The sequence below is a fragment of the Achromobacter sp. D10 genome (genome assembly GCF_035282245.1).
Taxonomy (GTDB): Bacteria; Pseudomonadota; Gammaproteobacteria; order Burkholderiales; family Burkholderiaceae_B; genus Achromobacter; species Achromobacter insolitus.
Window position 1 is genome coordinate 148,324 of record NZ_JAYJLE010000002.1, and the last position, 26,756, is coordinate 175,079.

Here is a 26,756-nt window from a genome sequence, read left to right on the forward strand (position 1 = left end):
GCTTATCGTTAGCGGTATCCAGCCGCCAATGATGTCCGGCCTGGGTGGGAACCGCTCATACGAACGCGCATTCCGGGTTTTTGCCATGTCCTACCGACCTGTCCTGCCGCTGACGCGCCGCAGGCGTTTCATTACCAGGCTGCGCCATTGCGGCCCTCCGGCGAAGTACTGAACCCCTGGCTGGGTGTTTCGGTTCCACTTCTCCGGAGTCATTCGTGGAAATTCCCTTTTCGTTTCATCCGCGTCTTGTCGACGCGTTGCGCGGTTACGACCGTGGCCGCTTCCTGCAGGACCTGGGGGCCGGCCTCACGGTGGCGGTGGTCGCGCTGCCGCTGGCCATGGCGTTTGCGATCGGGTCGGGCCTCAAGCCCGAGGCGGGGCTGTTTACGTCCATCATCGCGGGCTTCCTGATTGCCTTGCTTGGCGGCAGCCGGGTACAGATTGGCGGGCCGGCGGGCGCCTTTATCGTCATCGTCTATGACATCGTGCAGCAGTACGGCGTGGCCAACCTGATCATCGCCACGGCGCTGTCAGGCGTGCTGCTGTTCGTGATGGGGCTGCTCAGGCTGGGCACGCTGGTGCGCTTCATCCCGGTGGCGGTGATTATCGGCTTCACCAATGGCATTGCGGTGCTGATCGCGCTGTCGCAGGTGAAGGATTTCCTGGGACTTGAAATTCCGAAGATGCCGGGAGATTTCTTCGGCATCCTGGGGGCGCTGGGCAGCCACCTGTCCACCCTCAATCCCTGGGCCGCCGGCGTGGCGCTGGTGTCGCTGGCGGTGATCGTCGGCTGGCAGCGCTGGCTGCCGGCTCGGGGCGGCCAGCGGACGGCCAGGCTCGCCCGGGTGCCGGGCTCCATCGTTGCACTGGTGCTGGCGACGGCTGCGGTAGCCGCGTTCGGCCTGCCCGTCGAAACCATCGGCACCCGCTTTGGCGGCATACCTGCGGCGCTGCCGGATTTTACGCTGCCCGCGTTTAGCTGGGAATCGGCCCGGTTTCTGCTCATGCCCACGGTCACGCTGGCAGCGCTGGGCGCGATCGAGTCCTTGCTGTGCGCGCGCGTGGCCGACGGCATGATTGGCGACCGGCACGATCCCAATCAGGAGCTGATGGCGCAAGGCGTCGCCAACTTCGTCACGCCATTTTTCGGCGGCATGCCGGCCACGGGCACTATCGCGCGCACGGTGACCAATGTGAAAAGCGGCGCCACCAGCCCCGTGGCGGGCATGGTGCATGCGCTGGTGCTGCTCTTGGTGATGCTGGCGGCCGCGCCGCTGGCGGCCTCGATCCCCTTGGCTACGCTGGCGGCCATCCTGGTGTTCGTGGCCTGGAACATGGGCGAGTGGCGCGAGTTCTCGCGGCTCAAGACCTACCGGCTGCCCTACCGGGTCACGCTGGTGTCCGTATTCCTGCTGACGGTGATTTTCGATCTGACGGTCGCGGTGGAATTCGGCATCTTCGCTGCCTGCCTGACCTTTATCTACCGTATTTCCAGCCTGTCGCGCGCGGAACGCATCACGGCCGCCGACCAGCCTCTGCTGGCCGGGCAGGAGCGCAACGTCGCGGTCTGGCGCCTGTACGGCACCGTCTTCTTCGGCGCCACCAAGCTGGTGGAATCGCTGGAAGACCGCCTGCCCGCGCGCGCGCTGGTGCTGGACCTGAAGAATGTGATCTACGTGGACTCGACTGGCGCCGAGGCGCTTGAAGCGCTGAGCAAGGCATGCGAGAAGAGGCGGGTGGCGCTCATCGTTTCCGGCCTGATGGGGCAGCCGCTGGATATCGTGCGCCGCATCGGCCTGTACAAACGCTTGCAGGCTCAGCTGCAGCCCGATGTGGCGAGCGCCACGGTTGCCGCGCTGGCTTTGGCGCAAATGGACGGAAACGCCTAGCGTGCACGGAAGAGGGCGGCCCGCGCGGGCCGCCTTTTCCTAGCGGAAGACGACGGTCTTGTTGCGGTTCAGCAGGATACGGTGCTCCACGTGGCTGCGCACTGCGCGCGACAGCACCAGGGACTCGATGTCGCTACCGACCTGGGTCAGATCCTGCGCCGTCATCGTATGGTCCACGCGTTCGATGTCCTGGTCGATGATGGGACCCTCGTCCAGGTCCGAGGTTACGTAGTGGGCGGTGGCGCCGATGATCTTGACGCCGCGGGCATGCGCCTGGTGGTACGGACGCGCGCCCTTGAAGCTGGGCAGGAAGCTGTGATGGATATTGATGGCACGGCCATTCAGCGCGCGGCACATGTCTTCCGACAAAATCTGCATGTAGCGGGCCAGCACCACCAGATCGATGCCTTCCTGCTCGACCAGGGCCAGCACCTGCTTCTCCTGTGCCGCCTTGGTGTCGGCGGTGACCGGCAAGTGGTGGAACGGGATGCCGTAGGACGCCGCCAGGCTGGCATAGTCGTTGTGATTCGAGACGATCGCGGCCACTTCGGCGTGCAGATGACCGCTGTGCACGCGGAACAGCAGATCGTTCAGGCAGTGCCCCTGCTTGCTGACCATGATCAGCAGGCGCTCCTTGCGGCGGGCGTCATGCAGCTTCAGCTCCATGCCGTACTCCGCGGACATGCCGTCCAGGCGAGACCGCAGGTCGCTGGCGGAAACGCCGGCGGGCGCATCGAAGTGCACACGCAGGAAGAAACGACCCGTCTCTTCGTCGCCGAACTGCTGCGAGTCCAGGATGTTGCAACCCAATTCGAACAACAAACCGCTGACGCGGTAAACGATGCCCGTGCGGTCGGGGCAGGACAGGGTCAGGATGTAGTCGTTGTGTTGCATGGTTCAGGGGTCAGGAGAAAAAACAGAGAAGGGAGGGCGGCCCCCTCCGGGGGGCAGCAAGCAAGCGCAGCGTGCGTGGCGTTGGGGCTATCCATCCAGTCGGGCCAGGGTCTCTTCCGCCAGGGCCAGGCTGGACGTCAATCCGGGGGATTCGATGCCGAACAGGTTCACCAGGCCGGGCACGCCATGCGCGGCCGGGCCTGCGATGACGAAATCGGCGGCCGGTTCGTGGGGACCGGAAATCTTGGGGCGGATCCCCGTATAGCCGGGCGCCAGCGCGTCGTCGGGCAAGGCAGGCCAATAGCTGCGGACCGCCGCATAGAAGACCTCGGCGCGGGCCGGGTCCAGCGTGTAGTCCTCGGTGCCGACCCATTCAGTATCGGGGCCGAACTTGGCCTGGCCGCCCAGGTCCAGGGTCAGGTGCACGCCCAGGCCCGCATGCTGCGGCACTGGGTAGATCAGGCGCGAGAACGGCGCGCGGCCGGACAGCGTGAAGTAGCTGCCCTTGCACAGGTAATCGGTGGGGATGCTGGATGCCGGCAGGCCATCGATGCGCCGTGCCAGCGCCGGCGCATGCAGGCCGGCTGAATTGATCAGCACGTTGCAGCTCAGCGTCATGGCCTCGTCGCCGCCGAATTGCAGCTCGAAGCCCCCCTCCGGACGGACGCGGCCCGACACCAGCGGGGTATGGAAGACGCACTGCGCGCCGGCATTTTCGGCATCGCCCTGGAATGACAGCATCAGCGCGTGGCTGTCCACGATGCCGGTAGATGGCGAAGACAGCGCCGCGGTGCAGCGCAGCGCCGGCTCCAGGCGCATGGCGTCTTCGCCGGAAATGAACTGCAGGTCATCGACGCCATTGGCGCGGGCGCGCTGGGCGATGCCCTCCAGCTGCGCGGCCTGCTCAGTGTTGGTGGCGACGATGAGCTTGCCCAGCCGCTTGTACGGCACGCCGCGCTCGGCGCAATAGGAATACAGCAGGTGCTTGCCCCGCACGCACAGGCGCGCCTTGAGGCTGCCTGCGGGGTAATAGATGCCGGCGTGTATGACCTCGGAATTCCGGGAGCTGGTGCCCGTGCCGATGGCTTCGGTGGCTTCCGCCACCAGCACTTCGCGTCCGGACTGGGCCAGGGCGCGCGCAATCGCCAGGCCCACCACGCCCGCGCCGATGACGACGCAATCCACATCCACGCTCATGGTGCTTTCCTTTCCGACTTTGCGCCGGCCGGGGTCAGGTCGAAACCGCCGGCATGGAAGACCAGCGGAGGTTCGCCGCTATGGCCGCAGCGCTCCACTTCGCCCACCATGATGACGTGGTCGCCCTCGACGTAGCGGCTGCGGTTGTGGCATTCGAACCAGGCGGCGCAATGTCCGTCCAGCATGGGCGTGCCGCCAGGCGCATGGTGCACCGTCAGTCCGGCGTAGCGGTCCGGCGTCTTGCCGGTGGCGAAGCGGCGCGCCAGCGCGATCTGCTCCGCGCCCAGCACATTGACGACATAGCGTTCGCATTGTTCGAAAGCCGCAAGCGACGATGAACTGCGCGACAGGCTCCACAGGATCAGCGGCGGGTTCAGCGACACGGAGTTGAAGGAGCTGACCGTCAGTCCGATGGGCGCGCCATCGAGGCCGGCGGCCGTCACGACGGTCACGCCCGTGGCGTAACGGCCCAGCGCGGTACGGAAAAAGGCAGCGTCAAAATCAGGGGAGGAGGCGGTCATGCAATTGTTAATTGGGGCGGGCGCGCGCGGCGCCCGGCATCAAGGCGACAGGCGTTCGATCTTCCAGGCCTGGCCGTCCGCAACATAGCGCAGGCGGTCGTGCAGGCGCGAAGGCCTGCCTTGCCAGAATTCGAAGGCGGTGGGCTTCAGGCGGTAGCCGCCCCAGTGCGGCGGGCGCGGCGGCTGCTCGCCGAAGCGCTCGCGGAATTCCTGTTCGCGGGCTTCCAGCTCTTCACGGGTGATGGGCTGGCTCTGGCGTGAGGCCCAGGCGCCGATGCGCGAACCCGCGGGCCGGCTGTGATAGTAGGCGTCCGATTCGTCGGCCGGCACCTTTTCGACCACACCCTCGATCCGGACCTGGCGCTCCAGCGGCTGCCAGAAGAACAGCAGACTGGCGCGCGGCTCGGCCTGCAGGTCCAGGCCCTTGCGGGATTCGTAGTTGGTGAAGAACGTGAACCCGCGCTCGTCAAAGCCCTTGATCAGGACGATGCGCGCGCTGGGCTGGCCGCTGGCGTCCACCGTGGCCAGGGTCATGGCGTTGGGTTCGGGGACCTTGGCGGCCAGGGCCTCGTCGAACCAGCGGGTGAATTGCTCGAACGGGGATGCCGAGGCCTGGCCTTCGAGCAACACGTTCTTGTCGTAGCTTTGACGCAGATCTGAGACGGACATGGGGCGTAGAGTTCAGCGTTGATAACAAGGAGTTTATACCGCCTGGGCGGCAGCCTCCCTATTGACCCCGCTCAGGTCGCAGGCAAGATTTCCCGGACGCGCGCCTTATGGGCTTTCGGGCAGCGTCTGCGCATCCAGTTCCAGCCGGCGGGCGATGGCGTCCAGGCGGGCGTCATGAATGCCAGCGGCGCGCAGCGCCTGGGCAGTCTGCATTACGTATTCGGTGCAAGGACCGTAGCGTCCGGCGGCGCGGCGCACGATGGCCAGCAGCTCGGCTTCCGGCAGGGCGCGGATATAGGCGGGGTTGTCCCGATTCATGATGAAGACCAGCGCCCGGACGGTGCCCGTGTCGGTCGAGCAGTTGATCCAGCGGGGCAGATAGGCGCCGGTGGACATTTCGCGTTCCCAAAGCGCAGGGAAGTAGGTGGGCACCTGGTCGCCCGCCAGGCGGTAGACCACGCCGCGGCAGGAGCCGCCCCGGTCCAGCCCGAACACCAGCCCCGGGCACTCCGGAGTGCCGCGGTTGACCCGCGACCACAGGCACAGCGCCCGGTGATGTCCGCGCAGGGTCGCCAGCCGGCGTTCCACGAAGTCGAAATCGGGACGCCAGATCAGCGATCCATACCCGTATACCCATACGTCTTCGCCCGATTGCCAGTGGCGCAGGGCCTCGTCCAGCGATTCCTGCCGCTCTTGCGGAGTCCAGAGACGAAAGGGCAGGCTGGCGCCGGAGTTGCCGGCGGCGGGAGGAGAGGACTGCATGTTCACGGCTACGGTTTCCGGTCAGATTCGATCGGGGGGTTGCGATTGGCCCAGCCTCCGGCCATCAGAGCGACGGAATAGGCCCAGAAGAGGGGAGCTACGCCAATTACCGCACCGAGCGCGCCGAAGGTCAACGGCAGGGAAACCTGCGAGCCATTGATCAGGGCCATCCGCAGGCCTACGGCTTCGGCGGCGCGGCCCGGGGGCGAATGCTGGTGCAGCAGGGAGAGCATGCTCGGCTGGCAGCAACCCAGCGCCAGTCCGAGGATGAAAGACAGCACGATCAGGACGGTAACGTCGGTGAACAGCGGATAAAACATGAAATCGATGGCCGCCGTCGCCATGGCTACGCGCACCAGCGTCCAGGACCGCACGCGGCGCTGGATGAAGGGCAATATCAGTCGAATGACGAAAGTTGCCGCCGCGAAGGAAGCAAGAATGACGCCGATCGTGGTGGCGGACAGGCCGATTGCCACCCCAAAAATAGGCACGACGAACAGGTGGGTGTCCCAGGCGCCGGACAAAATGGTGTTGACCATGAGGATGCGGCGCAATGCCGGTACCGCCAGCAGTTCGGCAACGCGGCGCTTTTCGGCCTCTTTTTTGCCGGATAGCTGCGAATCCACGGCCTTCAATTGGTGACGCAACGCATAAAGCCCGCCGGCCGACAGCAGGGGGCCCAGGGTCAGCAGGCCGAACGCCAGGCGGGTGCCCAGGTGATCGATAGCCAGGCCGGCGATCAGCGGACCCGAGAATCCGGACCCCGCGAGCGCCAGCGACATGAAAGAGAAATTGCGCAGCCGCTGCGCCGGTTCGGCATGGCCGAGCAGGTCTTGCGTGGCAACCTGGTGCAACATGAAGCCGATGCCGATGCAACAGGACGCAATCAGCAGGGCCAGTTGTGTCTGCGAAATAAAGGGTAGCGCGGTGCCCAGGGCTACCAGCGCCGTGCCGATGACCAGCGGCCGGACGATGCCGACACGGTCGACCCACCGCCCGGCGCGCACTGAAAACAGCATGGGCAGCACCGCGAACACCGCGACGAGCGTGCCCACCTTGAAGGTGGACAGGCCCATTTGCAGCGCAGTGAGCGATACCGTGATCCGTCCCCCTGTTAGCGCCACGTGGTTCATCATGGCCAGCAGGCACAAAAGCACCGCCCCGGAAAATTCCGGGGAACTGGGTGACGAAGAGGGGGATCTATGAGAAGTGGACACGGATACGGCGTAACTGCGTTCATTCTGGCCATATCGTCGCGCTATGTCGAGGCGATGCTGTTTTGCAGTGCCGCAAAGCCAGATTGGCGCCAATCGCAGGATAGGCGCCATCTAGGGGCGAACTCGCATATTTATGGCGCAAGATGGCGGCACGTTCGCCGCATCTGCGGGCAGGCGATTGCAGGCGCGTCGGACAAAGCGTTGTATCGTTCGTGCAACGGAACAATCGCGCGGACCTTGACGTTCCGCCCCGCTTTACTGTTTTTCACCGTTTCGCCACAGATCGTCGATGGTTCGGACGGTTGGCACGTTTAGGATGTGCAGGCATCGTGGGCAATGCGTCTTTGCCTGGTCCGCAATTCGCAATACCGGCGCCCGTCCGATATCCGGCGCCGCATCCGGCAGGTTCAATGAAAAAGTCTCGCAGCAAGTTCAAGCGCTATTCCCTGGTCGCTGTTTTCCTTCTGCTCGTCGTGTTCGGCGTGCGCGCCGCCTTTTTTTCGGCGCCCCCTCCGCCGAGTTTCGCGGTGGCCGAGGTCACTCGCGCCAACCTTGAAGACAGTGTATTGGCCAGCGGCACCATCGATGCCATCGAGCGCGTCAGCGTGGGCGCTCAGGCCACCGGTCAGTTGAAGTCCTTGAAAGTGGCGCTGGGCGACCGCGTCAAGAAGGGTCAACTGGTGGCCGAGATCGACGATATGACCCAGCAGAACGAGCTGCGCAACGCCGAGGCCGCCCTGCAGACCCGGCGGGCCGAGCGGGCCGCCAAAGTAGCCATGCTGAAGCAGGCCGAACTCGCCTTCCGCCGTCAGCGGCAGATGCTGGCGGCCGACGCCAGTTCGCGCGAGGCCTACGAGAGCGCCGAAGCGACGTTGGGCGTGACGCGCGCCGAGATCGCCTCGCTCGATGCGCAGATCGCGCAAGCCGAGATCCAGGTCGACACCGCCCGCGTCAATCTGGGCTACACGCGCATCGTCTCGCCCATCGACGGCATGGTGGTCGCGGTGGTCACCAAGGAAGGCCAGACCGTCAACTCGATTCAGAGCGCGCCCACCATCATCAAGGTGGCGCAGGTGGACACCATGACCATCAAGGCGCAGATTTCGGAAGCCGACGTGACTCGCGTGAAGCCGGGCCTGCCGGTCTACTTCACCATCCTGGGCGAGCCCGACCAGCGCTACCGCGCCCAGCTGCGCGCGGTGGAGCCGGCACCCGACTCGGTGCAGAAGGACGATGCGGCCTCTTCGCTGACTGGCTCCGCCAGCGGCAGCTCCACCACCGCCGCGGTCTACTACAACGGCCTCTTCGACGTGCCCAACCCGGACGAGAAGCTGCGCATTTCCATGACCGCCCAGGTCTTCATCGTGCTGGGCGAAGCCAAGGACACGGTCGTCGTGCCGTCCTCGGCGCTGGGCAAGCGCGGCGAGGACGGCCGCTACGCAGTCCGAGTGGTCCTGAAGGACAACAAGACGGAGACGCGCCAGGTCAAGATCGGCATGAACAACAACGTCCAGGCGCAGGTGCTGGAAGGGCTGGAGGTGGGCGAGCGCGTCGTGTCGGCGGATGCCGCGCCCGCCGCCGCGGCCCCGGGGGCCTGACATGAGCGGGCCTCTGATCTCGCTGACGGGCGTGCGCCGTGAGTTTCCCGCGGGCGAGCAGACCATTGCGGTCCTGAAGGACATCAACCTGGCCATCGAGGCAGGCGAGATGGTGGCGATCGTGGGCGCGTCCGGGTCGGGCAAGTCCACTCTCATGAACATCCTGGGTTGCCTGGACCGGCCGACCCGAGGCGAGTACCGGGTCGACGGGCGCAGCACGGGCGAGCTGGATCCGGACGAACTGGCCGAACTGCGCCGCGAGCATTTCGGCTTCATCTTCCAGCGCTATCACCTGCTGTCCGACCTGACCGCGCAAGGCAACGTCGAGGTGCCGGCCGTCTACGCCGGCAAGCGGCGCGAGGCGCGCCTGGCGCGCGCCGATGAACTGCTCGAGCGCCTGGGCCTGGGCGAGCGCTCCGAGCACCGCCCCGGGCAATTGTCCGGCGGCCAGCAGCAGCGCGTCAGTATCGCGCGGGCGCTGATGAACGGCGGCGACATCATCCTGGCCGACGAGCCGACCGGCGCGCTGGATACGCACACCGGCCAGGAAGTGCTGCGCATCCTGGAAGAACTGAACGCGGCAGGCCACACCATCATCATCGTCACGCACGATATGAACGTGGCCCGCCACGCCCAGCGCATCATCGAGATCAGCGACGGCGAGATCGTCTCGGACAAGCGCAATCCCGACGCGCCACGGCGTGAACGGCTGAAGGAAGAGGCGCCGGCGCTGGCCGCGCGCCCCGTCTGGCAGGCCTATCTGGACCGTTGCCGCGAGGCCCTGCGCATGGCGCTCCTGGCCATGAACGCGCACCGGCTGCGCACCTCGCTGACGATGCTGGGCATCATCATCGGCATTGCGGCGGTGGTGTCGGTGGTTGCGCTGGGCGAAGGCTCGCGCCGCAAGATCCTGGACGACATCAGCGAAATCGGCACCAACACGGTAGAAATCTTTCCCGGCAAGGACTTCGGCGACGAGAAGGCCGTCAATATCCGCACGCTGGTGCCAGCCGACGCGGAGGCGCTGGCGCGCGAGTCCTATGTGGACAGCGTGACGCCGGAAGTCTCGACCAGCAATACGCTGCGTTTTCGCAATGTTTCGGTCAACGGCGTGATCCAGGGCGTGGGCGAGCAGTATTTCCGTGTGCGCGCCATCAAGCTGGCCCAGGGCAAGTTCTTCGACGACACCAGCGTGCTGCGGCGCGCGCAGGAGGTGGTGATCGACGACGCCACCCGGCGCAAGCTGTTTGGTTCCCATACCGAGCCGATCGGGCAGGTGGTGTTCCTGGGATCGATGCCTGCGCGCGTGATCGGAGTGACGCAAAAGAAAGACACCGTCTTCGGCAGCAACGATACGCTGAACGTGTGGATACCCTACACCACGGCGTTGTCCCGGGTGCTGGGCCAACAGCACCTGAAGAGCATCACGGTGCGCGTCAACGATGCCTCGCCGCCCGCAGCGGCGGAACAGGCCATCGTGCGCGTGCTGACGCGGCGCCACGTGACGAAGGATTTCTTTGTGTTCAACACGGATGCGATCCGCAAGACCATCGAGCGCACCACCGCCACCATGACGCTGCTGGTGTCCATGATCGCGCTGATTTCGCTGATGGTCGGCGGTATCGGCGTCATGAACATCATGCTGGTGTCGGTGACGGAGCGCACGCGGGAGATCGGCGTGCGCATGGCGGTGGGAGCGCGGCGCAGCGACATCATGCAGCAGTTCCTGATAGAAGCGGTGCTGGTATGCCTGATAGGCGGCGCGATCGGCATCGTCCTGTCCTTGGGGCTGGGCGTGCTGGTGTCCAAGGCCACGCACGGTTCGTTCCAGATGATTTACTCCACGGCATCGATGGTGGCGGCATTCAGTTGTTCGACGCTGATCGGTGTGCTTTTTGGCTATTTGCCGGCGCGCAACGCGGCGCGCCTGGATCCCGTCGAGGCTCTGGCCCGGGAATGAGGACGATGAACGCGGTTTCCCTGATCAAACCCGCAGCCCTGGCGCTGCTGCTGGCCCTGGGCGGCTGCGGCAGCCTGCTGCATACCGACTACGAGCGGCCGCTGACGTCCATCCCTGCGGCTTGGACCCACGCGCCCGCTGGCGACTTCCAGGCGGGGCCGCTGGCCGAGGGCGGCGAGTGGTGGCGCAATTTCAACGACCCGACGCTCAACGGCCTGGTCGACGCCGCGCTGGCGCGCAACAACGACCTGGCCGCCGCCGCGATCCGCGTGCGCAGGGCGCAATACCAGGCTGGAATCACCGAGGACAAGCTGCTGCCGCAACTGGGCGGCAACGCCGATGTGACGCGCAACCGCAATCTGTATGGCGATCGCGTCATTACCCGGACCAACGCGGTGCAGCTGACCGTCAGCTATGAAGCGGATCTGTGGGGCAAACTGTCCAGCCAGCGCGACGCGGCGCAGTGGGATGCGCTGGCGACTGAGCAGGACCGCCAGAGCGCCGCGCTGTCCCTGGTGGGCACCACCGCCACGCTGTACTGGCAGACCGCCTTCATCAACCAGCGCATCGCCAGCAGCGCCGAGAGCATCGCTTACGCACGCAAGACGCAAGACCTGGTGCGCGCCCAGTACGCGGCGGGCGGCGCGTCGGCGCTGGAAATGGCCGAGGCCGAACAGACCGTGGCCAGCCAGGAAGCCGCTCATACGCTGCTGGTGCAGCAGCGCGTGGAATACGCAAACGCGCTGGCCATATTGTTCGATGGCCCGCCTGACCGCATGATGGCCGACCCGGCGCGGCTGCCGGGCTACCCCTTGCCGCAAGCGCGAGCCGGCGTGCCGGCCGACCTGCTGGGCCGCCGTCCCGACTTGCGCGCCGCCGAGCTGCGCCTGCGCCAGTCCCTGTCCACCGTCGACGCGACCCGCGCCAGCTTCTATCCGCCGTTGACGTTGACCGGCGCCTTGGGAAGCTCGAGTTCCTCGCTGTCCGACGTTCTGAAGAACCCGGTAGGTTCGTTGGGGGCGGCGCTGACGCTGCCGTTCCTGCAATGGAACCAGATGCAGCTCAATATCAAGATATCCAAGGCCGACTACGAAGAGCGCGTGGTGAATTTCCGGCAGGCGCTGTACCAGGCGATGGCGGACGTGGAGAATGCCTTGTCGAATCGTACCCAGCTGCGTTTGCAGGCGGAGCAGCTGGACGCGTCGCTGCGGGCGGCCCGCGAAGCCGAGCGGCTGTACGAAGTGCGCTACCGGGCCGGGGCCGTGCCGTTGCGGGACTGGCTGGATGCGCAGGAGAAGCGTCGGGTGGCTGAGGTTTCCCGGGATGAGAATATGTTGAATCGGCTGGTGAATCAGGTGACGGTTTATCAGGCGCTCGGTGGGGATGATGTTGTTGACGTGGCTGCTGGATCTGCTGCTGGCGTCGGAGTGGGTTCTTAAGGCGCCTGGCGCGCCAGGCTCCGCTTTTGAAGTTTGACGTCAGCTGGGGCGATTGGTCTTCGTAGGGTTCTCGCCGACGGTGGAGGTGGGCGATGGTCTTACGGGGCCCGCCCCAGGCCGGCCGCCCGGGCGGCCTTTTGGGGCTTACGCGGCGTCTTGCGGTTGGTGATGGCGCTGCGCGCTGATGATGAGCTGTGCACGAACAGGAATCGTTGCCCCGCGCCAGCCAGGGCGATGCCGTGCCAGGCGTCTCAAGAACCAGCACCCCCTCCCGCAACACCTGCCTGCAATAAAATACGCCCTCATGAACACCCCAGAACCCCAAGCCGACCTCGATCGCCGCTTCGGCAGTCTTTCCCGCCTCTACGGCCCCGAAGCCCCGACCCGCCTGCGCAACGCGCACGTGGCAGTCGCCGGCCTGGGCGGCGTGGGTTCCTGGACCGTCGAAGCCCTGGCGCGTTGCGGGGTGGGCGCGTTGACGCTCATCGACCTGGACCATATCGCCGAATCCAACGTCAACCGGCAGATTCACGCGCTGACCGCGACGCTGGGCCAATCCAAGGTCGATGCCATGGCCGAGCGCGTGCTGGCGATCAATCCGGAATGCCGGCTGACACGGGTGGATGATTTTGTTTCGCCCGAGAATGTCGCCGAGGTCCTGCCCGGCCCGTACTCCGTCATTATCGATTGCACCGACCAGGCCGCGGCCAAGATCGCGATGATCCTGCATGCGCGGGAAATCCGCGTCCCGATGCTGTTGTGCGGCGGCGCGGGTGGGAAGACGGATCCTCTGGCCTTGCGCGCCGGCGACCTGTCGGCCGCGGTCAACGACGCGCTGCTGTCCAAGCTACGCAACAAGCTGCGCCGCGAACACGGCTTTCCCAGGGCCTCCGACCAGAACGGCAAGGCACTGAAGCGCGTGCCGAAAATGGGAATCCATGCCCTGTGGTTCGACCAGCCCGCCATCCTTCCCGACGCCTGGACCCGCCCCACCGAGGGCGAGGATGACATGGGCGCCTCGGGAGCAATCTTGGCGCCGCAAGGCCTGTCCTGCGCGGGTTATGGCTCGGTCGTGACCGTCACGGCCGCCATGGGCATGGCGGCGGCCAACGAGGCGTTGCGCCTCGCGGTCTGACAATGGCGCTACAACGCCACGAACACCATGCCATCCTCGATCCTGACCGGGTAGGTGGCCAGGTTCTCGCGCAGCGGCGAACAGAGCGCGCGCCCGTCGCGCACGTCGAAACGCCCCTGATGCAGCGGGCATTCGATCTCGTGCCCCTCTAGAAAACCGTCGCACAGCCGCGCATTGCCGTGCGTACAGAGGTTGGCGGTGGCATAGACCTCGCCGTCCACGCCGTAAAGCGCGATCTCGCGGCCGCCGGCCTGCACCGCGATGACGTCTTCTTCAGGCACCTCGTCCCGCGCAATCGCCTTGATCCATTCCGTGCTCATTGCTGTCGTGTCCTTTCTCAGATGGGATAGATAAGCGAATTAGGCACCAGTTCGCTGTCGAAAATGCATAGCCGCGATTCAAACTTGAGGCCGTCCGGGCCACGCTGAACCACGTCCAGATAGCGGCCTACGTTGAATACGGTGGTCAGCTGGTTGGGCTTGGTGCGGAACACGGCGTAGTTGGCCTCGGATTCGATGCGGTCGCCCTGCACCGACAGCACGCGCGGCGCGCCGACCACGTGGCGCTGGTAATAGGGGTCGTGGAAGATGGTGTCGGTGGCGCCGTAGATGCGGTCCTTCAGCATGCCGCGGCTTTCGAAGGACATGGTCGCCAGCGGATAGCCGCGTTCGTGGTTCTCGCGCGGCAGCACTTTGTACACGCAATCTTCAAGGAAGAAATCCGGCCATTTCGCCCAATCCTCTGCGTCCAGCGCGGCGGCGTAGTCGTTGTACAGGCAGGTCAGTTGGTAGTAGAGGGGAAAGTCCAGCATCGTCAGGCCTCCATGACCCGCCGCCAATACGCGTACATCCCGCGGATCAGCGTTTCAGTGACCATGTGGTCGGTGTTCTCCGCGGTCTTGCCGCCCAGTTCCGCCACGCTGCGGTGCCAGGGCTTCTGCTCGAAGCCCGATTGCGAGAATTCGATGACTTCGCCGTCGTCCGCGGACACGAAGCCAGCGGGGCCGAACAGATTGGCCTGGCGCAGACGGCGGCGGGTCATTTCGGGCGTGTCGTCGGCGAAGCCGAAGTGCGTCCAGACGAAGTCGAAGGCGTCGTGCCCCACCGGCTGGATGTGACGGGTGGACAGCGAGTTCACCTGCTGCTGGATGATGACGCTGGGAAACAGCGTCATCAGCACGGCGGTGGGACCGTTCCACCAGGGTTCCGGCACGATGTCCAGAAAGCGATCGTCGTTCAGCGACATCTGCTCCTTGAAGCTGGACACCCCGCTGGTGACGCTGCCCTTGCCGCCCTGGCCCCGGGTCGAAATCATGGCGGCGTGGCGGAAATGGCGGTCCATCTTCAGCTCGGATCGATTGTCGGCGCGCCACAGGCCAAAGGTGACGAACCAGGTGTGCAGCAGGCCCGGATGGTAGGGATCCTTGATGTTTTCCTGCATCAGCTTCCAGTTCCCCGGAATGCGCTGGCGGCTGTAGCCGTGGATCACGAGTTCGCGACCGTCGAAAACACGGTCGAAATAGTGCAGGATGTCCGGGCCGAGGTAGTCCTCCAGGGGCTCCACGTCGTGGTCGAACGAGGCGAAGACCACGCCGTTGCGGCAGGCCACGGCCAGCTTCGTCAGTCCATGTTCTTCCGGCTTGAAGTCGGGTGGCATGCCGCCGTTGATCTTGCCGTCCTGTTTGACGCCGCGGCGGAATGGCACGCCGATCAGGTTGCCCTGCAGGTCGTAGTTCCACTGGTGGTAGGGGCAGACGAATTCGCTGCGGTTGCCGGCGCGTTCCCGGCAAAACTGCACGCCCCGGTGCGCGCACACGTTTTCCACCACGCGGACGTGGCCGTCGTTGTCGCGCAGCAGAATGACCGAGCGTTCGCCGACGGCGGTGCGCTTGAAGTCGCCCGGCTTGGGAATCTCGGCTTCCAGGCCCACATAGCTCCAGTGCCCGCGGTAGAAGAACCGCTCCATTTCGCGCTGATGCAGGGCGGCGTCGGTATACACGCCGAAGGGGATGCGGTGGGATCCGTCGTCCTGCCAACGGGGGGTGAATTGGACGGGCTGTTCGGGGGCGTTCATGAGCCGCTCCGGCTACAGGGCGCGGCGGCGAGTCGCGTACAGGCACGCATGGCTAGTCTCCTTGGTTCGGCGGTCCGCAGGGGGCGGTCCGGCAGAGCCTGCGCGGCATGGGCGCAGGCGTTTTTCGCATCATCGGGCAGGCGGTGAAATAAATAAATAGAATCTGAATGATGAGATAAATCACCCAAATCAATATTGGTGGAGACGAACCATGAACTTGCAAGACGTGGACCTGAACCTGCTGGTTGTCTTCAATGAATTGCGCAAGCACGGCCGAGTATCCGCCGTGGCCGAAAGCCTGGGTATTTCGCAGCCAGGCGTCAGCAACGCGCTGGGCCGGCTGCGCAAGCTGCTGGGCGATGAACTGTTCCTGCGCACCTCGCGCGGCATGGTGCCCACGCCCTACGCGCAGGACCTGGCGCAGCCCATCGCCGCCGCGTTGGAGGCGCTGCACAGCACCTTGAATGCCCGCGCCGCGTTCGACCCCGCGCACAGCGGCCGCGCCTTCGTGATCGGCGTGAACGATGTCGGCGAAACCTATTTCCTGCCTCGGCTGATGCGCGCGCTGGACCGCGCCGCGCCCAGCGTCACGGTGCGTACCGTGCGCACGACCTCGATCGACGTGAAGGACGAGATGGAGCGCGGCAGGATCGATCTGGCCATGGGCTTCCTGCCCGACCTGAAAAGCGGTTTTTTCCAGCGCCTGCTGTTCCGCCAGCCCTATGTGTGCATCTTCCGTCGCGACCATCCCCTGGCACGCACCGGCGTGTCGCCTCGCCAGTTCCGAGCGGCCGAACACGTGGCCATTGCATCGGAAGGCACGGGCCATGGCGTAGTGGACCAGGTGATAGGGCAGGCCGGTATCCGGCGGCGCTTGCGACTGACGGTGCCGCACTTCATTGCGGTGGGGCCGGTGCTGGCCGCGACCGACATGATCGCCGTGGTGCCGCAGCGCTTCGCCGATTGCGCCTGCGGCCCGTTCGGGCTCGCGACCGCGCCCTGTCCGGTGAAAATCCCGGAGTCGGTCATCAACGTGTTCTGGCATGCCCGCAACCACCGCGAGCCCGCCAACCAGTGGCTGCGGCAGGTGGTGGTCGACGAATTTGCCGACTGAGCCCGGATTCAGGCGTCGCGCAGGACCACGGGGAACCAGCCGCGCAGCGCATTGGACAGCCGGATTTCCTCGGCGGCATGCAGGTCGGCCAGGGTCAGGACGCGTTCTTCAACCTGTTCGGTGTCCAGCAATTCGGCGCGCTGCACGCCGGGCAGGCAGCCGCTGTCCACGGGCGGCGTGTACCAGTCGCCGTCCAGGCGCAGATAGATGTTGCTGCGGCTGCCTTCGCAGAGTTCGCCGCGTTCATTCAGGTAGAGCAGGTCGAAGATGTGCGGATGCGAGGGCAGCCATTCTATGGTCTTGGTGTACCAGGGGCGGTACGTGGTCTTGTAGCGCAGCAGGGGCTCGGACGAGCGCAGCGCCTCGGGCGCAAGCATCGCTTCCTGCCCGGGATGCAGGGGCGGCAGGGGCGCGGTCTGGATGTTGCGGCTGCCGTCGCGCGCCACCAGCAGGCGCAGGCGGTGCGGCCCAGGCGTCGACACGCCGAGCGCGGTGATCATGATGTCCGCTTCGACGGCCCGGCCGCCCCAGCCATAGCCCAACGCCTTGCAGGATGCTTCCAGGCGTTTGAGATGGCGCGCCAGCAGCGGCACGCGTCGTTCGGCATCGACCAGGATGGTCTCGATCAGTTCGGGTTGCATGGGACTCTCCTGGGATAAAAGTGCGCTGCGGCCGCGCTCTATCCTACTACCGATGAATGCCGGCGCGCAGGGTGCCGGATAGCTGGAATTGCGGGGTCAGGCCCGCAGGATACGGGCCTTCCAGTGGCATTCCTGCCATTCCTCGGCCGGGTCGGAATCGTGCACGATGCCGCCGCCCACGCTGTACACGCCATGCCCGGCACGGTCCAGCACCAGGGTGCGGATCGCGACGTTCAGGGAAAAGTCGCCGTCGGGCGCGAGCCAGCCGATGCTGCCGCAATACAGGCCGCGGGGCGATGCCTCCATCTGCCGAATGCGGCGCATGGCCGCCACCTTGGGGGCGCCGGTGATGGAGCCGCAGGGAAACAGCGCGCGCAGCACATCCTCGAGCGTGGCCTGCGGCGCCAGCGCAGATACGGTGGACGTCATGGTCCAAACGGTGGGATAGCGTTCCAGCGAGAACAGGGCGTCGACCCGCACCGAACCCGGTTCCGCCAGCCGGCCCAGGTCGTTGCGCAACAGGTCCACGATCATCAGGTTTTCGGCGCGGTTTTTCTCGCTGGCGAGCAGCGCCTGCCCCAATCGTTCGTCCTCAGCCGGATCCGCATGGCGCGGGGCGGTGCCCTTCATGGGCCGAGTGGTCAGGCGCGGGCCGTCGCGGCGCACGAACAACTCGGGCGAGAACGACAGCACCGTGCGGTCGCCGTCCTGGATGAATGCGCCATGCGCCACCGGATTGCGGGCGGCGATGCGCCGATACAGCGTGGCCGCGTCGCCCTGGAACTGCAGGTCCAGCGGCTGGGTGTAGTTGACCTGATAGAGCTCGCCGTCGCCTATCAGGCAGCGGATGGCGTCGATCTGGCGCACATACTCGGCTTCGGTCATGCGTGGCGCGGGCAGGCTGATGGCGGCGGGCGCGCTGCCGGCATCCGGCGCGTCCCAGGGCGCTTCGTTGTGCTTGCGTTCGAATGCCAGCGCCGTCAGGCGCGGCCTGCCGTCATCGCGCGGTGGCGTCCAGGGACCCGCGGGCGGCGCCATGGCCGCCTCGGGCAGCAGCCATTCGCCCAGTTCGTAGTCCAGCAACAGGGCGATCCACCGCCCCTGCCGCCGTTGCGCCTCGATGGCGTCCAGCGCGGGGGCGACCTCGGCGGCGGAGCGCGCCTCGATTCGCGAGCACAAGCCCTCGAATCGCAGCGCGCGGCCGGCCAGCCGGTCTTCAAAACGACATTCCATGCTTCTTACTGCTGCTGATGTGCCAGGAATTCCTTCAGGACCCGTCCCGTATGGGAATAGTCGCTCAGGGTCATGACGTGTTCGGGAGAACCTTCTCCCACCAGCTTGCCGCCGCCCGTGCCGCCTTCCGGACCCAAGTCCAGGAGCCAGTCGGCTTCGGCGATCACATCCAGGTTGTGTTCGATCACCACCACCGTATTGCCGGCTTCCACCAGGCGGTGCAGAACGTGGATCAGCTTTTCCACGTCGGCCATCGACAGGCCGACGGTGGGCTCGTCCAGCACGTACAACGTATGCGGGATGCGCGAGGCGCGGCCGGTCTTGATCAGTCCGTCGGTCAGGCGAGCCTTGGACAGCTCGGTCACCAGCTTGATGCGCTGGGCTTCGCCGCCGGACAGGGTAGGGGAGGGCTGTCCCAGCGTGAGGTAGCCCAGGCCCACGTCCTGCATCAGCTGCAGCGGGCGGTGGATCTTGGGATGGGCCGCGAAGTAGCCGATGGCATCGTCCACTTCCATGGCCAGCAGCTCGCCCGCGTTCTTGCCGCGCATCTGCACGCTGAGGGTGTCATTGTTGAAGCGCGCGCCGTTGCAGGCATCGCAAGGCACCTTCACGTCCGGCAGGAAGTTCATCTCGATGGTGCGCATGCCCTGGCCTTCGCAGATCGGGCAGCGGCCGTCGCCGGTATTGAACGAGAAGCGCGCCGCGGTCCAGCCGCGCATGCGCGCTTCGCGCGTATCCGCGAACTGCTTGCGCACGTCGTCCCAGAAGCCCACGTAGGTGGCCGGGCAGGAGCGCGGTGTCTTGCCGATAGGGGTCTGGTCCACTTCCAGCACGCGATCGATGGCTTCCCAGCCCTTGATGCTGTCGCAGCCTGCCCAGCCAGGCGCCTTGCCTTGCGAGACGGCCTGCATCAGGTTGTCCAGCAGCACTTCGCGCGCCAGGGTGGATTTGCCCGAGCCCGATACACCGGTCACCACGCTCAGGCGACCTACCGGAATCTTCGCGTCCACGCTGCGCAGATTGTGCAGGCGGGCGCCCTTGATTTCGATCATGGGCGTGTCGGCTTCGACCGGGCGGCGGCCTTGCAGCGGATGCTGCAAGGGCTTGGCCAGGTAGCGGCCGGTTACCGATTCCGGCGCTTCGATCAGGTCCTGCGCGCTGCCCTGGGCGACTACGCGGCCGCCGCGGATGCCCGCGCCCGGACCGATATCGATGATGTGCGAGGCGCGGCGGATGGTGTCGTCGTCATGCTCCACCACCACCAGCGTGTTGCCGTTGCCTTCCAGGCGCGCCAACGCGTCCAGCAGGATGCGGTTGTCGCGCGGGTGCAGGCCGATGGTCGGCTCATCCAGCACGTAGCAGACGCCCTGCAGGTTGGAGCCCAGTTGGGCGGCCAGGCGGATGCGCTGCGCTTCGCCGCCGGATAGCGTGGGAGCGGCCCGGTCCAGCGCCAGGTAGTTCAACCCCACCTCTTGCATGAAGTTCAGGCGTCCGCGGATTTCCGTGAGGATGTCGCGGGCGATCTCGCCTTCACGACCGCGCGCCACCAGCCCGGTGAAGAAGGTATGCGCGTCCGACACCGGCAGCGAGGCGAGTTCGGCGATGGACTTGTCACGCCAGCGCACGGCGCGGGCCACCCGGTTCAGGCGCTCGCCGTTGCACTGGGTGCATACCTTGGCTTCGCCTTCGTACCACGCGTTCCAGGCGGTTTCTTCGCCGGTCTGTTCTTCGTCAAAGCCTTGCAACTGCAAGCCCGTGCCGTAGCAGCCCGTGCACCAGCCATGCTTGGAGTTGTACGAGAACAGGCGCGGATCGGGTTCGGGGAAGCTGGTGCCGCAGGACGGGCAGGCGCGCTTGACCGAGAAGTGCTGTTGCTGCAAATCGCTGTCCAGCGCCTCGTGCAGCTTGTTCACCGGCCAGACCACGGACATGACGCCCTGGCCGTTTTCCAGCGCGCTCTTCACCGCCGCCCGCAGGTCGGCCTCGTTGGCGGGATCCACCACCACGTCGGCGATGGGCAATTCGATCGTGTGTTCCTTGTAGCGGTCCAGGCGCGGCCAAGGAGCGACGGGAATGAATTCGCCGTCCACGCGCAGGTGCGAGTGGCCCTTGGATCCGGCCCACTTGGCCAGATCCGTGTAATAGCCCTTGCGGGCGGTGACCAGCGGCGCCAGCAGGCCGATGTGCTCGCCTTTGTGTTCGCGCAGCAGCCGCGCCACGATCTGGTCCGTGTTCTGGGGTTCGACCGCCACGTTGCAGTCGGGGCAGTACTGGGTGCCCAGCTTGACGTAAAGCAGGCGCAGGAAGTGGTGGATTTCCGTCATCGTGGCCACGGTGGACTTGCGCCCGCCCCGGCTGGTGCGCTGCTCGATGGCGACGGTGGGCGGGATGCCGAAGATGGCGTCCACGTCCGGCTTGCCGGCCGGCTGCACGATGGCGCGCGCGTAGGCGTTGAGCGATTCCAGATAGCGGCGTTGCCCTTCGTTGAACAGGATGTCGAAGGCCAGCGTGGACTTGCCCGAGCCGGACACGCCCGTAATGACCGTGAACTTGTCGCGCGGGATTTCCACGCTGACGTTCTTCAGGTTGTGCTCGCGCGCGTTGCGGATTTCGATCGCCATATTGGCCTGGCGGCGCTCACGCATGATGGATTGCAGCGGCTTGCCCACATCCGCGGCATAGGTTTCGCCCGGTTCGGCGATGCGCGCGGTCAGTCCGGCCTGTTCGACCTCTTGCGCATCGGCGTCGGTGCTTACGACCACGTCGGCCGGCAGGATGCTGACATCGTAGTCGCGCAGGGCTGCGCCGGTATGCGACTTGGGATTGTCCATCAGGTCCTGCGGCGTGCCGGTGCCGATGACCATGCCGCCGGCGTCACCGCCTTCCGGCCCCAGGTCGATCAGCCAGTCGGCCGCGCGGATCACGTCCAGGTTGTGTTCGATGACCAGCAGCGTGTGGCCGGCGGCCAGCAGTTTGCGGAACGCGCGCATCAGCCGGGCCACGTCGTCGAAGTGCAGGCCGGTGGTGGGTTCGTCGAACAGGAACAGGCTGCCTTTCTTGGCGACCTTGGCGGTCGAAATGCCGCTGCGCGCCGCTTCGGCCAGGTGGCCGGCCAGTTTCAGGCGCTGCGCCTCGCCGCCCGACAGCGTCGGCACGGGTTGGCCCAGCCGCACATATTCCAGGCCCACGTCGGCCAGGGGCGCCAGCCCGGTCTGCACATCGCGCAGGCCCTTGAAGAAGTCCAGCGCCTCGCTGACGGTCATCTCCAGCACTTCGTCGATGGACGCGCTCTTGCCCAGGTGCTCGACGCGCACCTCCAGCACTTCCGGCCGGAAGCGCTTGCCGTCGCAGTCCGGGCAGCGCAGGTAGACGTCCGACAGGAACTGCATTTCCACGTGTTCGAAGCCGGTGCCGCCGCAAGTGGGGCAGCGGCCATCGCCGCCGTTGAAGCTGAACGTGCCCGCCGTGTAGGCGCGCTCGCGCGCCAGCGGCGCCTGGGCGAACAGCTTGCGGATGGCGTCGAACGCGCCGACATAGCTGGCCGGATTGGAACGGGCGGTCTTGCCGATGGGGGTCTGGTCCACCATGACCACGTCGGCGATCTGTTCGGCGCCCAGCAGACGTTCGAAGGCGCCCGGCGCTTCGGATGGTTTGCCCTTCTGCTTGAGCAGGGCGGGGTACAGCACGTCCTGCACCAAGGTGGACTTGCCGGAGCCGGACACGCCAGTTACGCAGACCAGGCGGCCGAGCGGCAGTTCGACGGAAACGTTCTTGAGATTGTGCGCGCTGACGCCTTCCAGGAGCAGGCGCGGCGTGTTCGCCGCCACCGGCATGGGACGCGGCGCTTCCACGCGCTGGCGGCCGCCCAGGTAATCGCCCGTCAGTGTGCGCGCGGTGCGCAGCTTGGCTGGCGTGCCATCGAAGACGATCTGGCCGCCGCGTTCGCCGGGGCCGGGGCCGATGTCGATGATGCGGTCCGCGGCCACCATGACCTGCGGATCGTGTTCCACCACCACGAGCGTGTTGCCGGCGTTGCGCAGGCGGTGCATGACTTCGACGACGCGGTGCATGTCGCGCGGGTGCAGGCCGATGGACGGCTCGTCCAGCACGAACAGCGTGTTCACCAGCGAGGTGCCCAGCGCCGTGGTCAGGTTGATGCGTTGTACCTCGCCGCCGGAGAGCGTGCGGCTCTGGCGATCCAGCGTCAGGTAGCCCAGGCCCACGTCGCACAGGAACTTGAGCCGCGCGCGCACTTCGGTCATGAGCAGGTCGGTGGCGGCGTCCAGCGCGCCCGAGAACGACAGCGTGTCGAAGAAGAGGCGCACCCGTTCGATGGGCAGCAGCATCACGTCATGGATGGACAGGCCGCCCAGGCCGTCGAGCTGCTCGCGGCTCCAGTTGGCGCCGACCGGCATGAAGCGCTTGTAGCGGCCGTCATCGGGCGGCAGCACGGTATCGGCTTCTTCTTTGGTGCCCAGGCGCCATAGCAGCGCGTCGGGCTTTAGCCGCGCGCCATTGCAGGTGGGGCAGGGCGTGTAGCTGCGGTATTTCGACAGCAGCACGCGCACGTGCATCTTGTAGGCCTTGGTCTCGAGCCAGTCGAAGAAGCGCTGCACGCCGTACCACTGGTGCTTCCAGGCGTCGTTGCCGCCCTTCCAGTCGGGCGTGCCGTAGAGCACCCACCGTTTGTGCTCTTCGCTCATTTTCTTCCAGGGCACGCCCAGCGGGACGCCGGCCTTGGGCGCGTATTTCTGCAGCTCGTCCTGACACTCCTTGTACGACGGCGTCGTCCACGGCTTGATGGCACCTTCCAGCAATGTCTTGTTCTCGTCCGGGATGACCAGGCCGAAATCGATGCCGATCACGCGGCCGAAGCCGCGGCAGGCTTCACACGCGCCCAGCGGCGAATTGAACGAGAAGCTGCTGGGCAGCGGATCGGTGTATTCGATGTCGCAATCGGCGCAATGCAGGCGGTCGCTGTATTTCCAGATATGCGCGTTGCCGCCTTCGGCGTCCATGACGTACACGGCCAGATGCCCGGCGCCCATGCGCAGCGCGGTGTCCAGCGCTTCCATGACGCGTTCGCGTTCGGTGCCGGCGAAGCGGAAGCGGTCCTGGATAACGTGGAGAATGCGGCGCGATTCCGTGGCGCTTTTGGCCGCCTTGGCCTTTTTGGCGCCCTTGGCCGGAGCGGCCGCGCGCGGGGCGGCGTTTTCCTCCGCGTGCACGCGGGTGTAGCCCTGTTGCTCCAGGAAGCCGCGCACTTCTTCTTCGGTGAAATTGGAAGGCACGGCTATGGGGAAGGTCACCACCAGCCGCGGGTCGCCGGCAACAGCGGCGCGTTCGGCCAGCGAGTGGTAAATGGAATCCGGCGTATCGCGCCGCACTACCTTGCCGCAGCCGCGGCAGTACAGCTTGGCGCCGCGCGCGAACAGAAGCTTCAGGTGGTCGTTCAGTTCCGTCATCGTGCCGACCGTGCTGCGCGAGCTGCGCACCGGGTTGGTCTGGTCGATGGCGATGGCGGGCAATATGCCTTCGATGCGGTCTACCTGCGGCTTGTCCATGCGGTCCAGGAACTGGCGCGCATAGGGCGAGAAGGTTTCCACGTAACGGCGCTGCCCCTCGGCGTACAGGGTGTCAAAGGCCAGCGAACTTTTGCCGGACCCCGACACGCCGGTCACGACGACCAGTTCGCCGGTGGCGATGGTCAGGTCCAGGTTCTTGAGATTGTTCTGGCGGGCGCCAACGATGCGAATTTGGGAGCTCATGGACGGTATCGTAGCCTGAGGGGAGAGGCCTGCCCGAGCGACAACCCATCGCTGGTTCCGAGCGCGGCGATATGGAATAATTGACTATATTGTGAGTCACGTGTCCAAAATATGGACAATAAGCGTACCCACTAGCTGTACAAATAAACAGTATCGCAGATTCGTCTGAAATTCGCGCTGTCCGTGTTGCGTGTTCTGCTGATTCGTTGCTAAAGGCATGCCGCCCTTAGTTGGAGACATACTTGCTGGAAACCAAGGTCCCGGGCGCCGCGGCGTTCGCCAAATTCATGACGGTGCTGCAGGCGGTGGCGGATGCGCCCCAACCGCCCACGGCGGCCTCGCTGGCGCGCAGCTGCGGTTATCCCCGGCCCACGGTCTACCGCATAGTCGCGGCGTTGGCCGAGCAGGGCATGGTGGCCGAAACCGGCGGCGCCTACCGCCTTGGGCCGCGCCTGATGTCGCTGGCCAGCCGGGCGTGGTCGCAGTTCGACCTGCGCGCGGCGCTGGCGCCCGACCTGCAGGCCTTGCGCGACGAAACCGGCGAAACCGTGCATCTGGCCGTGCCCGCCGGGCACGAGATGACCTATATCGATAAGCTGGAAAGTCCTGGTCCGGTGCGCATGGCGTCGCGCGTGGGGGCGTCCGTGGCCTTGCATTCCAGCGCGGTCGGCAAGGCCTACCTGGCGGCCCTGGACGAAGCCGCTCGTGAACATCTGTTGCGTTCGCTTCCGCTGACCGCCCGCATGCCCCGCACCGTGACCAGCCTGGCCGAACTCCGCGCCGTGCTGGACGTGGCCGCCGCCCGCGGCTACGCCACCGACGACGAGGAAAACGAAGCCGGTATCGTCTGCTATGGCGTGGCCCTGTGCGATGCCGCCGGACGGCCAGTCGCCGGCGTCAGCGTCAGCACCTTGCTGTTCCGGCGGCGCGAAGACCCGCAATTCGCCTATATCGAACCCTTGCTGCGGCTGCGCGATGCCGCCGCGGCCAAACTCGCCGTACTGCCGGTATCGCCCGGCGGCGCCTGACCGTCTGCCTCCAAGGAATGCCATGACCGCATCTGCTGCCCCTCTTGCCTCCAAGCTCTCGGCCCTGCTGGCCTCCCGAGTCGTTCCCGTGCTGCGCTATACGGACGCAGCCACCGCCGCCTACGCGGCCGAGGTCGCCGTGGCCGCCGGCTGCACCACGCTGGAATTGACCTGGACCATTCCCGGGGTCACCGACCTGCTGCGGGCGCTGCGCGACAAGCACGGCAGCGAATTGCTGCTGGGCGTGGGCACGGTCCTGGACGAGCACCAGGCGCGCGAGGCGCTGGTCGCGGGCGCGGACTTCCTGGTGTCGCCGGCGCTGGCCACCGAGATCGTCGATCTGGCGCACGCGGCCGACGCGCTGTGCCTGCTGGGCGCATTCACCCCCACCGAAGTGCTGGCTGCGCGCCGTGCCGGCGTGGACGTGGTGAAGATCTTCCCGGCCGACACGGGCGGTCCCAAGCACCTGGCGGCGCTCAAGTCCGTGTACCCGGACACGATCTTCTGCCCGACCGGGGGCGTCACGCAGGACAATATGGGATCGTATTTCGCGGCGGGCGCCGCCATCGTGGGCATCGGCAGCAACCTTTATGACAAGGCGGCGTTCGCCGCCCGCGACACGCCCGCGCTGGTGGCGCAGATCGTGCGCACGCGGGAGGCTGCCCATGGCTGATTTCGACATCGTCGCGCTGGGCGAACCGCTGGTTGAACTCAACCAGACGCACCAGGACCAGCGCCAGTATCTGCAGGGCTTCGGCGGCGACACCTCCAATGCCGTCATTGCGGCGGCGCGGCAGGGAGCAAGCTGCGCCTATCTGACCCGGGTCGGCAATGACGCCTTTGGCCAGCAGTTCCTGGACTTGTGGCGGTCCGAAGGCGTGGACACCTCTGGCGTTCAGGTGGACGAACAGGCGCATACCGGCCTGTACTTCGTACAGCACGGCCCGGACGGCCACGCCTTCAGCTATCTGCGCCGCGGCTCCGCCGCCAGTTTGATGACGCCGGCCAGCCTGGATTCGGGGCTGATCGAACGGGCCCGCTACCTGCACGTTTCGGGCATCAGCCTGGCGATCAGCACCAGCGCCTGCGATACGGTGTTCGCCGCGATCGAGCGCGCGCACGCGGCCGGCGCGCAGGTCAGCCTGGATTCGAACCTGCGGCTGCGGCTTTGGCCAGTGGACCGCGCCCGCGCCATTCTGCGCGAGACCATGCGCATGGCCGATCTGTTCCTGCCCAGCATGGACGACATGCAGCACCTCACCGGCAACGACGACCCGGAGCGCACGCTGGACTGGATACGCGACGCAGGCGCTGCCGGGGTGGTGGTGCTGAAGCTGGGCAAGGAGGGTTCCATCATCGACGACGGCCGTCGCCGTATTCCGGTGGCAGCCCTGCGCGTGGACGCGGTGGACGCGACCGGGGCGGGCGACTGCTTCGCTGGCAGCCTGCTGGCGCGCCGCTGCCAGGGAGACTCCTGGGAGGACGCGGTGCGCTACGCCAATGCCGCGGCGGCCTTGTCCACCCTGGGCTATGGCGCGGTCGATCCGCTGCCCCGCAAGGAGCAGGTCCTGGAAAGGCTGAAAAGCCTGTCCGCCTGAATCCTGGCAAGCGGGGAGGG

General features: G+C 66.2%; 21 protein-coding genes. 9 read left to right on the forward strand and 12 right to left on the reverse strand.

Features of this window, described 5'->3' with window-relative positions; translation table 11 throughout:
• Positions 1-215: 215 nt before the first annotated feature.
• Complete coding sequence (locus VCS63_RS07515) at positions 216-1,889, forward strand: SulP family inorganic anion transporter (RefSeq protein WP_323879161.1); 1,674 nt, start codon at positions 216-218, stop codon at positions 1,887-1,889.
• 39 nt (positions 1,890-1,928) lie between these two features.
• Here VCS63_RS07515 and purU read toward each other — a convergent pair whose 3' ends face one another.
• From purU to VCS63_RS07545, 6 genes are all read right to left on the reverse strand, one after another.
• Positions 1,929-2,783: a formyltetrahydrofolate deformylase gene (gene purU, locus VCS63_RS07520; RefSeq protein ID WP_042796494.1), complete on the reverse strand. Its 855-nt coding sequence runs from the start codon at positions 2,781-2,783 to the stop codon at positions 1,929-1,931.
• A gap of 87 nt (positions 2,784-2,870) precedes the next feature.
• The gene (locus VCS63_RS07525; protein ID WP_063642239.1) at positions 2,871-3,980 is read right to left on the reverse strand and encodes an NAD(P)/FAD-dependent oxidoreductase; all 1,110 of its coding nucleotides are present in this window, start codon (positions 3,978-3,980) and stop codon (positions 2,871-2,873) included.
• A complete protein-coding gene (locus tag VCS63_RS07530; RefSeq protein ID WP_042796496.1) occupies positions 3,977-4,501 on the reverse strand; it encodes a flavin reductase family protein in 525 nt (174 codons plus the stop codon). The genes VCS63_RS07525 and VCS63_RS07530 overlap by 4 nt, the downstream gene beginning before the upstream one ends.
• 39 nt (positions 4,502-4,540) lie before the next feature.
• Positions 4,541-5,170, reverse strand: a complete 630-nt coding sequence (pdxH, locus tag VCS63_RS07535; protein WP_063959994.1) for a pyridoxamine 5'-phosphate oxidase — start codon at positions 5,168-5,170, stop codon at positions 4,541-4,543.
• Between the two features lie 105 nt (positions 5,171-5,275).
• Positions 5,276-5,938, reverse strand: coding sequence for a gamma-glutamylcyclotransferase (locus VCS63_RS07540; RefSeq protein WP_063959995.1), 663 nt, complete (start codon positions 5,936-5,938; stop codon positions 5,276-5,278).
• A 2-nt stretch (positions 5,939-5,940) separates the two neighbouring features.
• Positions 5,941-7,149, reverse strand: coding sequence for an MFS transporter (locus VCS63_RS07545; protein WP_104654159.1), 1,209 nt, complete (start codon positions 7,147-7,149; stop codon positions 5,941-5,943).
• A gap of 410 nt (positions 7,150-7,559) precedes the next feature.
• Between VCS63_RS07545 and VCS63_RS07550 the strand changes: the two genes are divergently transcribed.
• The 4 genes from VCS63_RS07550 to VCS63_RS07565 all read left to right on the forward strand — a co-directional run bounded on the left by VCS63_RS07550 (position 7,560) and on the right by VCS63_RS07565 (position 13,281).
• A complete protein-coding gene (locus VCS63_RS07550; RefSeq protein ID WP_063642236.1) occupies positions 7,560-8,747 on the forward strand; it encodes an efflux RND transporter periplasmic adaptor subunit in 1,188 nt (395 codons plus the stop codon).
• 1 nt (position 8,748) lies between these two features.
• The gene (locus VCS63_RS07555) at positions 8,749-10,707 is read left to right on the forward strand and encodes a MacB family efflux pump subunit (RefSeq protein ID WP_063642355.1); all 1,959 of its coding nucleotides are present in this window, start codon (positions 8,749-8,751) and stop codon (positions 10,705-10,707) included.
• Between the two features lie 5 nt (positions 10,708-10,712).
• Positions 10,713-12,146: an efflux transporter outer membrane subunit gene (locus VCS63_RS07560; RefSeq protein ID WP_164793401.1), complete on the forward strand. Its 1,434-nt coding sequence runs from the start codon at positions 10,713-10,715 to the stop codon at positions 12,144-12,146.
• Positions 12,147-12,450: 304 nt separating this feature from the next.
• A complete protein-coding gene (locus tag VCS63_RS07565) occupies positions 12,451-13,281 on the forward strand; it encodes a ThiF family adenylyltransferase (RefSeq protein WP_042796499.1) in 831 nt (276 codons plus the stop codon).
• Between the two features lie 8 nt (positions 13,282-13,289).
• Here the strand turns inward: VCS63_RS07565 and VCS63_RS07570 are convergent, their stop codons facing one another.
• Genes VCS63_RS07570 through VCS63_RS07580 form a run of 3 tightly spaced genes read right to left on the reverse strand, consistent with a single transcriptional unit; the run spans position 13,290 to position 15,354 of the window.
• Positions 13,290-13,601 (reverse strand): non-heme iron oxygenase ferredoxin subunit, encoded by a 312-nt coding sequence (locus VCS63_RS07570; RefSeq protein ID WP_042796500.1) that lies wholly within the window; start codon positions 13,599-13,601, stop codon positions 13,290-13,292.
• Positions 13,602-13,618: 17 nt separating this feature from the next.
• Entirely contained in the window at positions 13,619-14,092 is a 474-nt protein-coding gene (locus VCS63_RS07575) for an aromatic-ring-hydroxylating dioxygenase subunit beta (RefSeq protein WP_042796501.1), read from the reverse strand.
• A gap of 2 nt (positions 14,093-14,094) precedes the next feature.
• The gene (locus VCS63_RS07580) at positions 14,095-15,354 is read right to left on the reverse strand and encodes an aromatic ring-hydroxylating dioxygenase subunit alpha (protein WP_063642234.1); all 1,260 of its coding nucleotides are present in this window, start codon (positions 15,352-15,354) and stop codon (positions 14,095-14,097) included.
• Positions 15,355-15,565: 211 nt separating this feature from the next.
• Here VCS63_RS07580 and VCS63_RS07585 point away from each other — a divergent pair, with 211 nt between their 5' ends.
• Positions 15,566-16,468: a LysR family transcriptional regulator gene (locus VCS63_RS07585; RefSeq protein ID WP_323879167.1), complete on the forward strand. Its 903-nt coding sequence runs from the start codon at positions 15,566-15,568 to the stop codon at positions 16,466-16,468.
• 8 nt (positions 16,469-16,476) lie between these two features.
• Here the strand turns inward: VCS63_RS07585 and VCS63_RS07590 are convergent, their stop codons facing one another.
• The 3 genes from VCS63_RS07590 to uvrA all read right to left on the reverse strand — a co-directional run bounded on the left by VCS63_RS07590 (position 16,477) and on the right by uvrA (position 24,110).
• Positions 16,477-17,109 (reverse strand): aminotransferase class IV family protein, encoded by a 633-nt coding sequence (locus tag VCS63_RS07590; RefSeq protein WP_042796503.1) that lies wholly within the window; start codon positions 17,107-17,109, stop codon positions 16,477-16,479.
• Between the two features lie 96 nt (positions 17,110-17,205).
• Positions 17,206-18,342, reverse strand: a complete 1,137-nt coding sequence (locus VCS63_RS07595) for an aminodeoxychorismate synthase component I (RefSeq protein ID WP_042796504.1) — start codon at positions 18,340-18,342, stop codon at positions 17,206-17,208.
• A gap of 5 nt (positions 18,343-18,347) precedes the next feature.
• Entirely contained in the window at positions 18,348-24,110 is a 5,763-nt protein-coding gene (gene uvrA / locus VCS63_RS07600; RefSeq protein ID WP_076816164.1) for an excinuclease ABC subunit UvrA, read from the reverse strand.
• Positions 24,111-24,352: 242 nt separating this feature from the next.
• Here uvrA and VCS63_RS07605 point away from each other — a divergent pair, with 242 nt between their 5' ends.
• From VCS63_RS07605 to VCS63_RS07615, 3 genes are read left to right on the forward strand one after another with little or no spacing between them, the layout of a single operon-like run.
• Positions 24,353-25,138: an IclR family transcriptional regulator gene (locus VCS63_RS07605; protein WP_323879169.1), complete on the forward strand. Its 786-nt coding sequence runs from the start codon at positions 24,353-24,355 to the stop codon at positions 25,136-25,138.
• A gap of 22 nt (positions 25,139-25,160) precedes the next feature.
• Positions 25,161-25,811, forward strand: a complete 651-nt coding sequence (locus VCS63_RS07610) for a bifunctional 4-hydroxy-2-oxoglutarate aldolase/2-dehydro-3-deoxy-phosphogluconate aldolase (RefSeq protein WP_042796506.1) — start codon at positions 25,161-25,163, stop codon at positions 25,809-25,811.
• Positions 25,804-26,736, forward strand: coding sequence for a sugar kinase (locus VCS63_RS07615; protein ID WP_042796507.1), 933 nt, complete (start codon positions 25,804-25,806; stop codon positions 26,734-26,736). Before VCS63_RS07610 ends, VCS63_RS07615 begins: the two co-directional genes overlap by 8 nt.
• The last annotated feature ends 20 nt before the right edge of the window (positions 26,737-26,756 follow it).

Excerpts from the sequence above, each read along its gene's own strand:
- purU (WP_042796494.1), bottom strand. The coding sequence starts at position 2,783 with ATGCAACACAACGACTACATCCTGACCCTGTCCTGCCCCGACCGCACG.
- VCS63_RS07525 (WP_063642239.1), bottom strand. The coding sequence starts at position 3,980 with ATGAGCGTGGATGTGGATTGCGTCGTCATCGGCGCGGGCGTGGTGGGC.
- VCS63_RS07530 (WP_042796496.1), bottom strand. The coding sequence starts at position 4,501 with ATGACCGCCTCCTCCCCTGATTTTGACGCTGCCTTTTTCCGTACCGCG.
- pdxH (WP_063959994.1), bottom strand. The coding sequence starts at position 5,170 with ATGTCCGTCTCAGATCTGCGTCAAAGCTACGACAAGAACGTGTTGCTC.
- VCS63_RS07550 (WP_063642236.1), top strand. The coding sequence starts at position 7,560 with ATGAAAAAGTCTCGCAGCAAGTTCAAGCGCTATTCCCTGGTCGCTGTT.
- VCS63_RS07555 (WP_063642355.1), top strand. The coding sequence starts at position 8,749 with ATGAGCGGGCCTCTGATCTCGCTGACGGGCGTGCGCCGTGAGTTTCCC.
- VCS63_RS07560 (WP_164793401.1), top strand. The coding sequence starts at position 10,713 with ATGAACGCGGTTTCCCTGATCAAACCCGCAGCCCTGGCGCTGCTGCTG.
- VCS63_RS07565 (WP_042796499.1), top strand. The coding sequence starts at position 12,451 with ATGAACACCCCAGAACCCCAAGCCGACCTCGATCGCCGCTTCGGCAGT.
- VCS63_RS07570 (WP_042796500.1), bottom strand. The coding sequence starts at position 13,601 with ATGAGCACGGAATGGATCAAGGCGATTGCGCGGGACGAGGTGCCTGAA.
- VCS63_RS07575 (WP_042796501.1), bottom strand. The coding sequence starts at position 14,092 with ATGCTGGACTTTCCCCTCTACTACCAACTGACCTGCCTGTACAACGAC.
- VCS63_RS07580 (WP_063642234.1), bottom strand. The coding sequence starts at position 15,354 with ATGAACGCCCCCGAACAGCCCGTCCAATTCACCCCCCGTTGGCAGGAC.
- VCS63_RS07585 (WP_323879167.1), top strand. The coding sequence starts at position 15,566 with ATGAACTTGCAAGACGTGGACCTGAACCTGCTGGTTGTCTTCAATGAA.
- VCS63_RS07590 (WP_042796503.1), bottom strand. The coding sequence starts at position 17,109 with ATGCAACCCGAACTGATCGAGACCATCCTGGTCGATGCCGAACGACGC.
- VCS63_RS07595 (WP_042796504.1), bottom strand. The coding sequence starts at position 18,342 with ATGGAATGTCGTTTTGAAGACCGGCTGGCCGGCCGCGCGCTGCGATTC.
- uvrA (WP_076816164.1), bottom strand. The coding sequence starts at position 24,110 with ATGAGCTCCCAAATTCGCATCGTTGGCGCCCGCCAGAACAATCTCAAG.
- VCS63_RS07610 (WP_042796506.1), top strand. The coding sequence starts at position 25,161 with ATGACCGCATCTGCTGCCCCTCTTGCCTCCAAGCTCTCGGCCCTGCTG.
- VCS63_RS07615 (WP_042796507.1), top strand. The coding sequence starts at position 25,804 with ATGGCTGATTTCGACATCGTCGCGCTGGGCGAACCGCTGGTTGAACTC.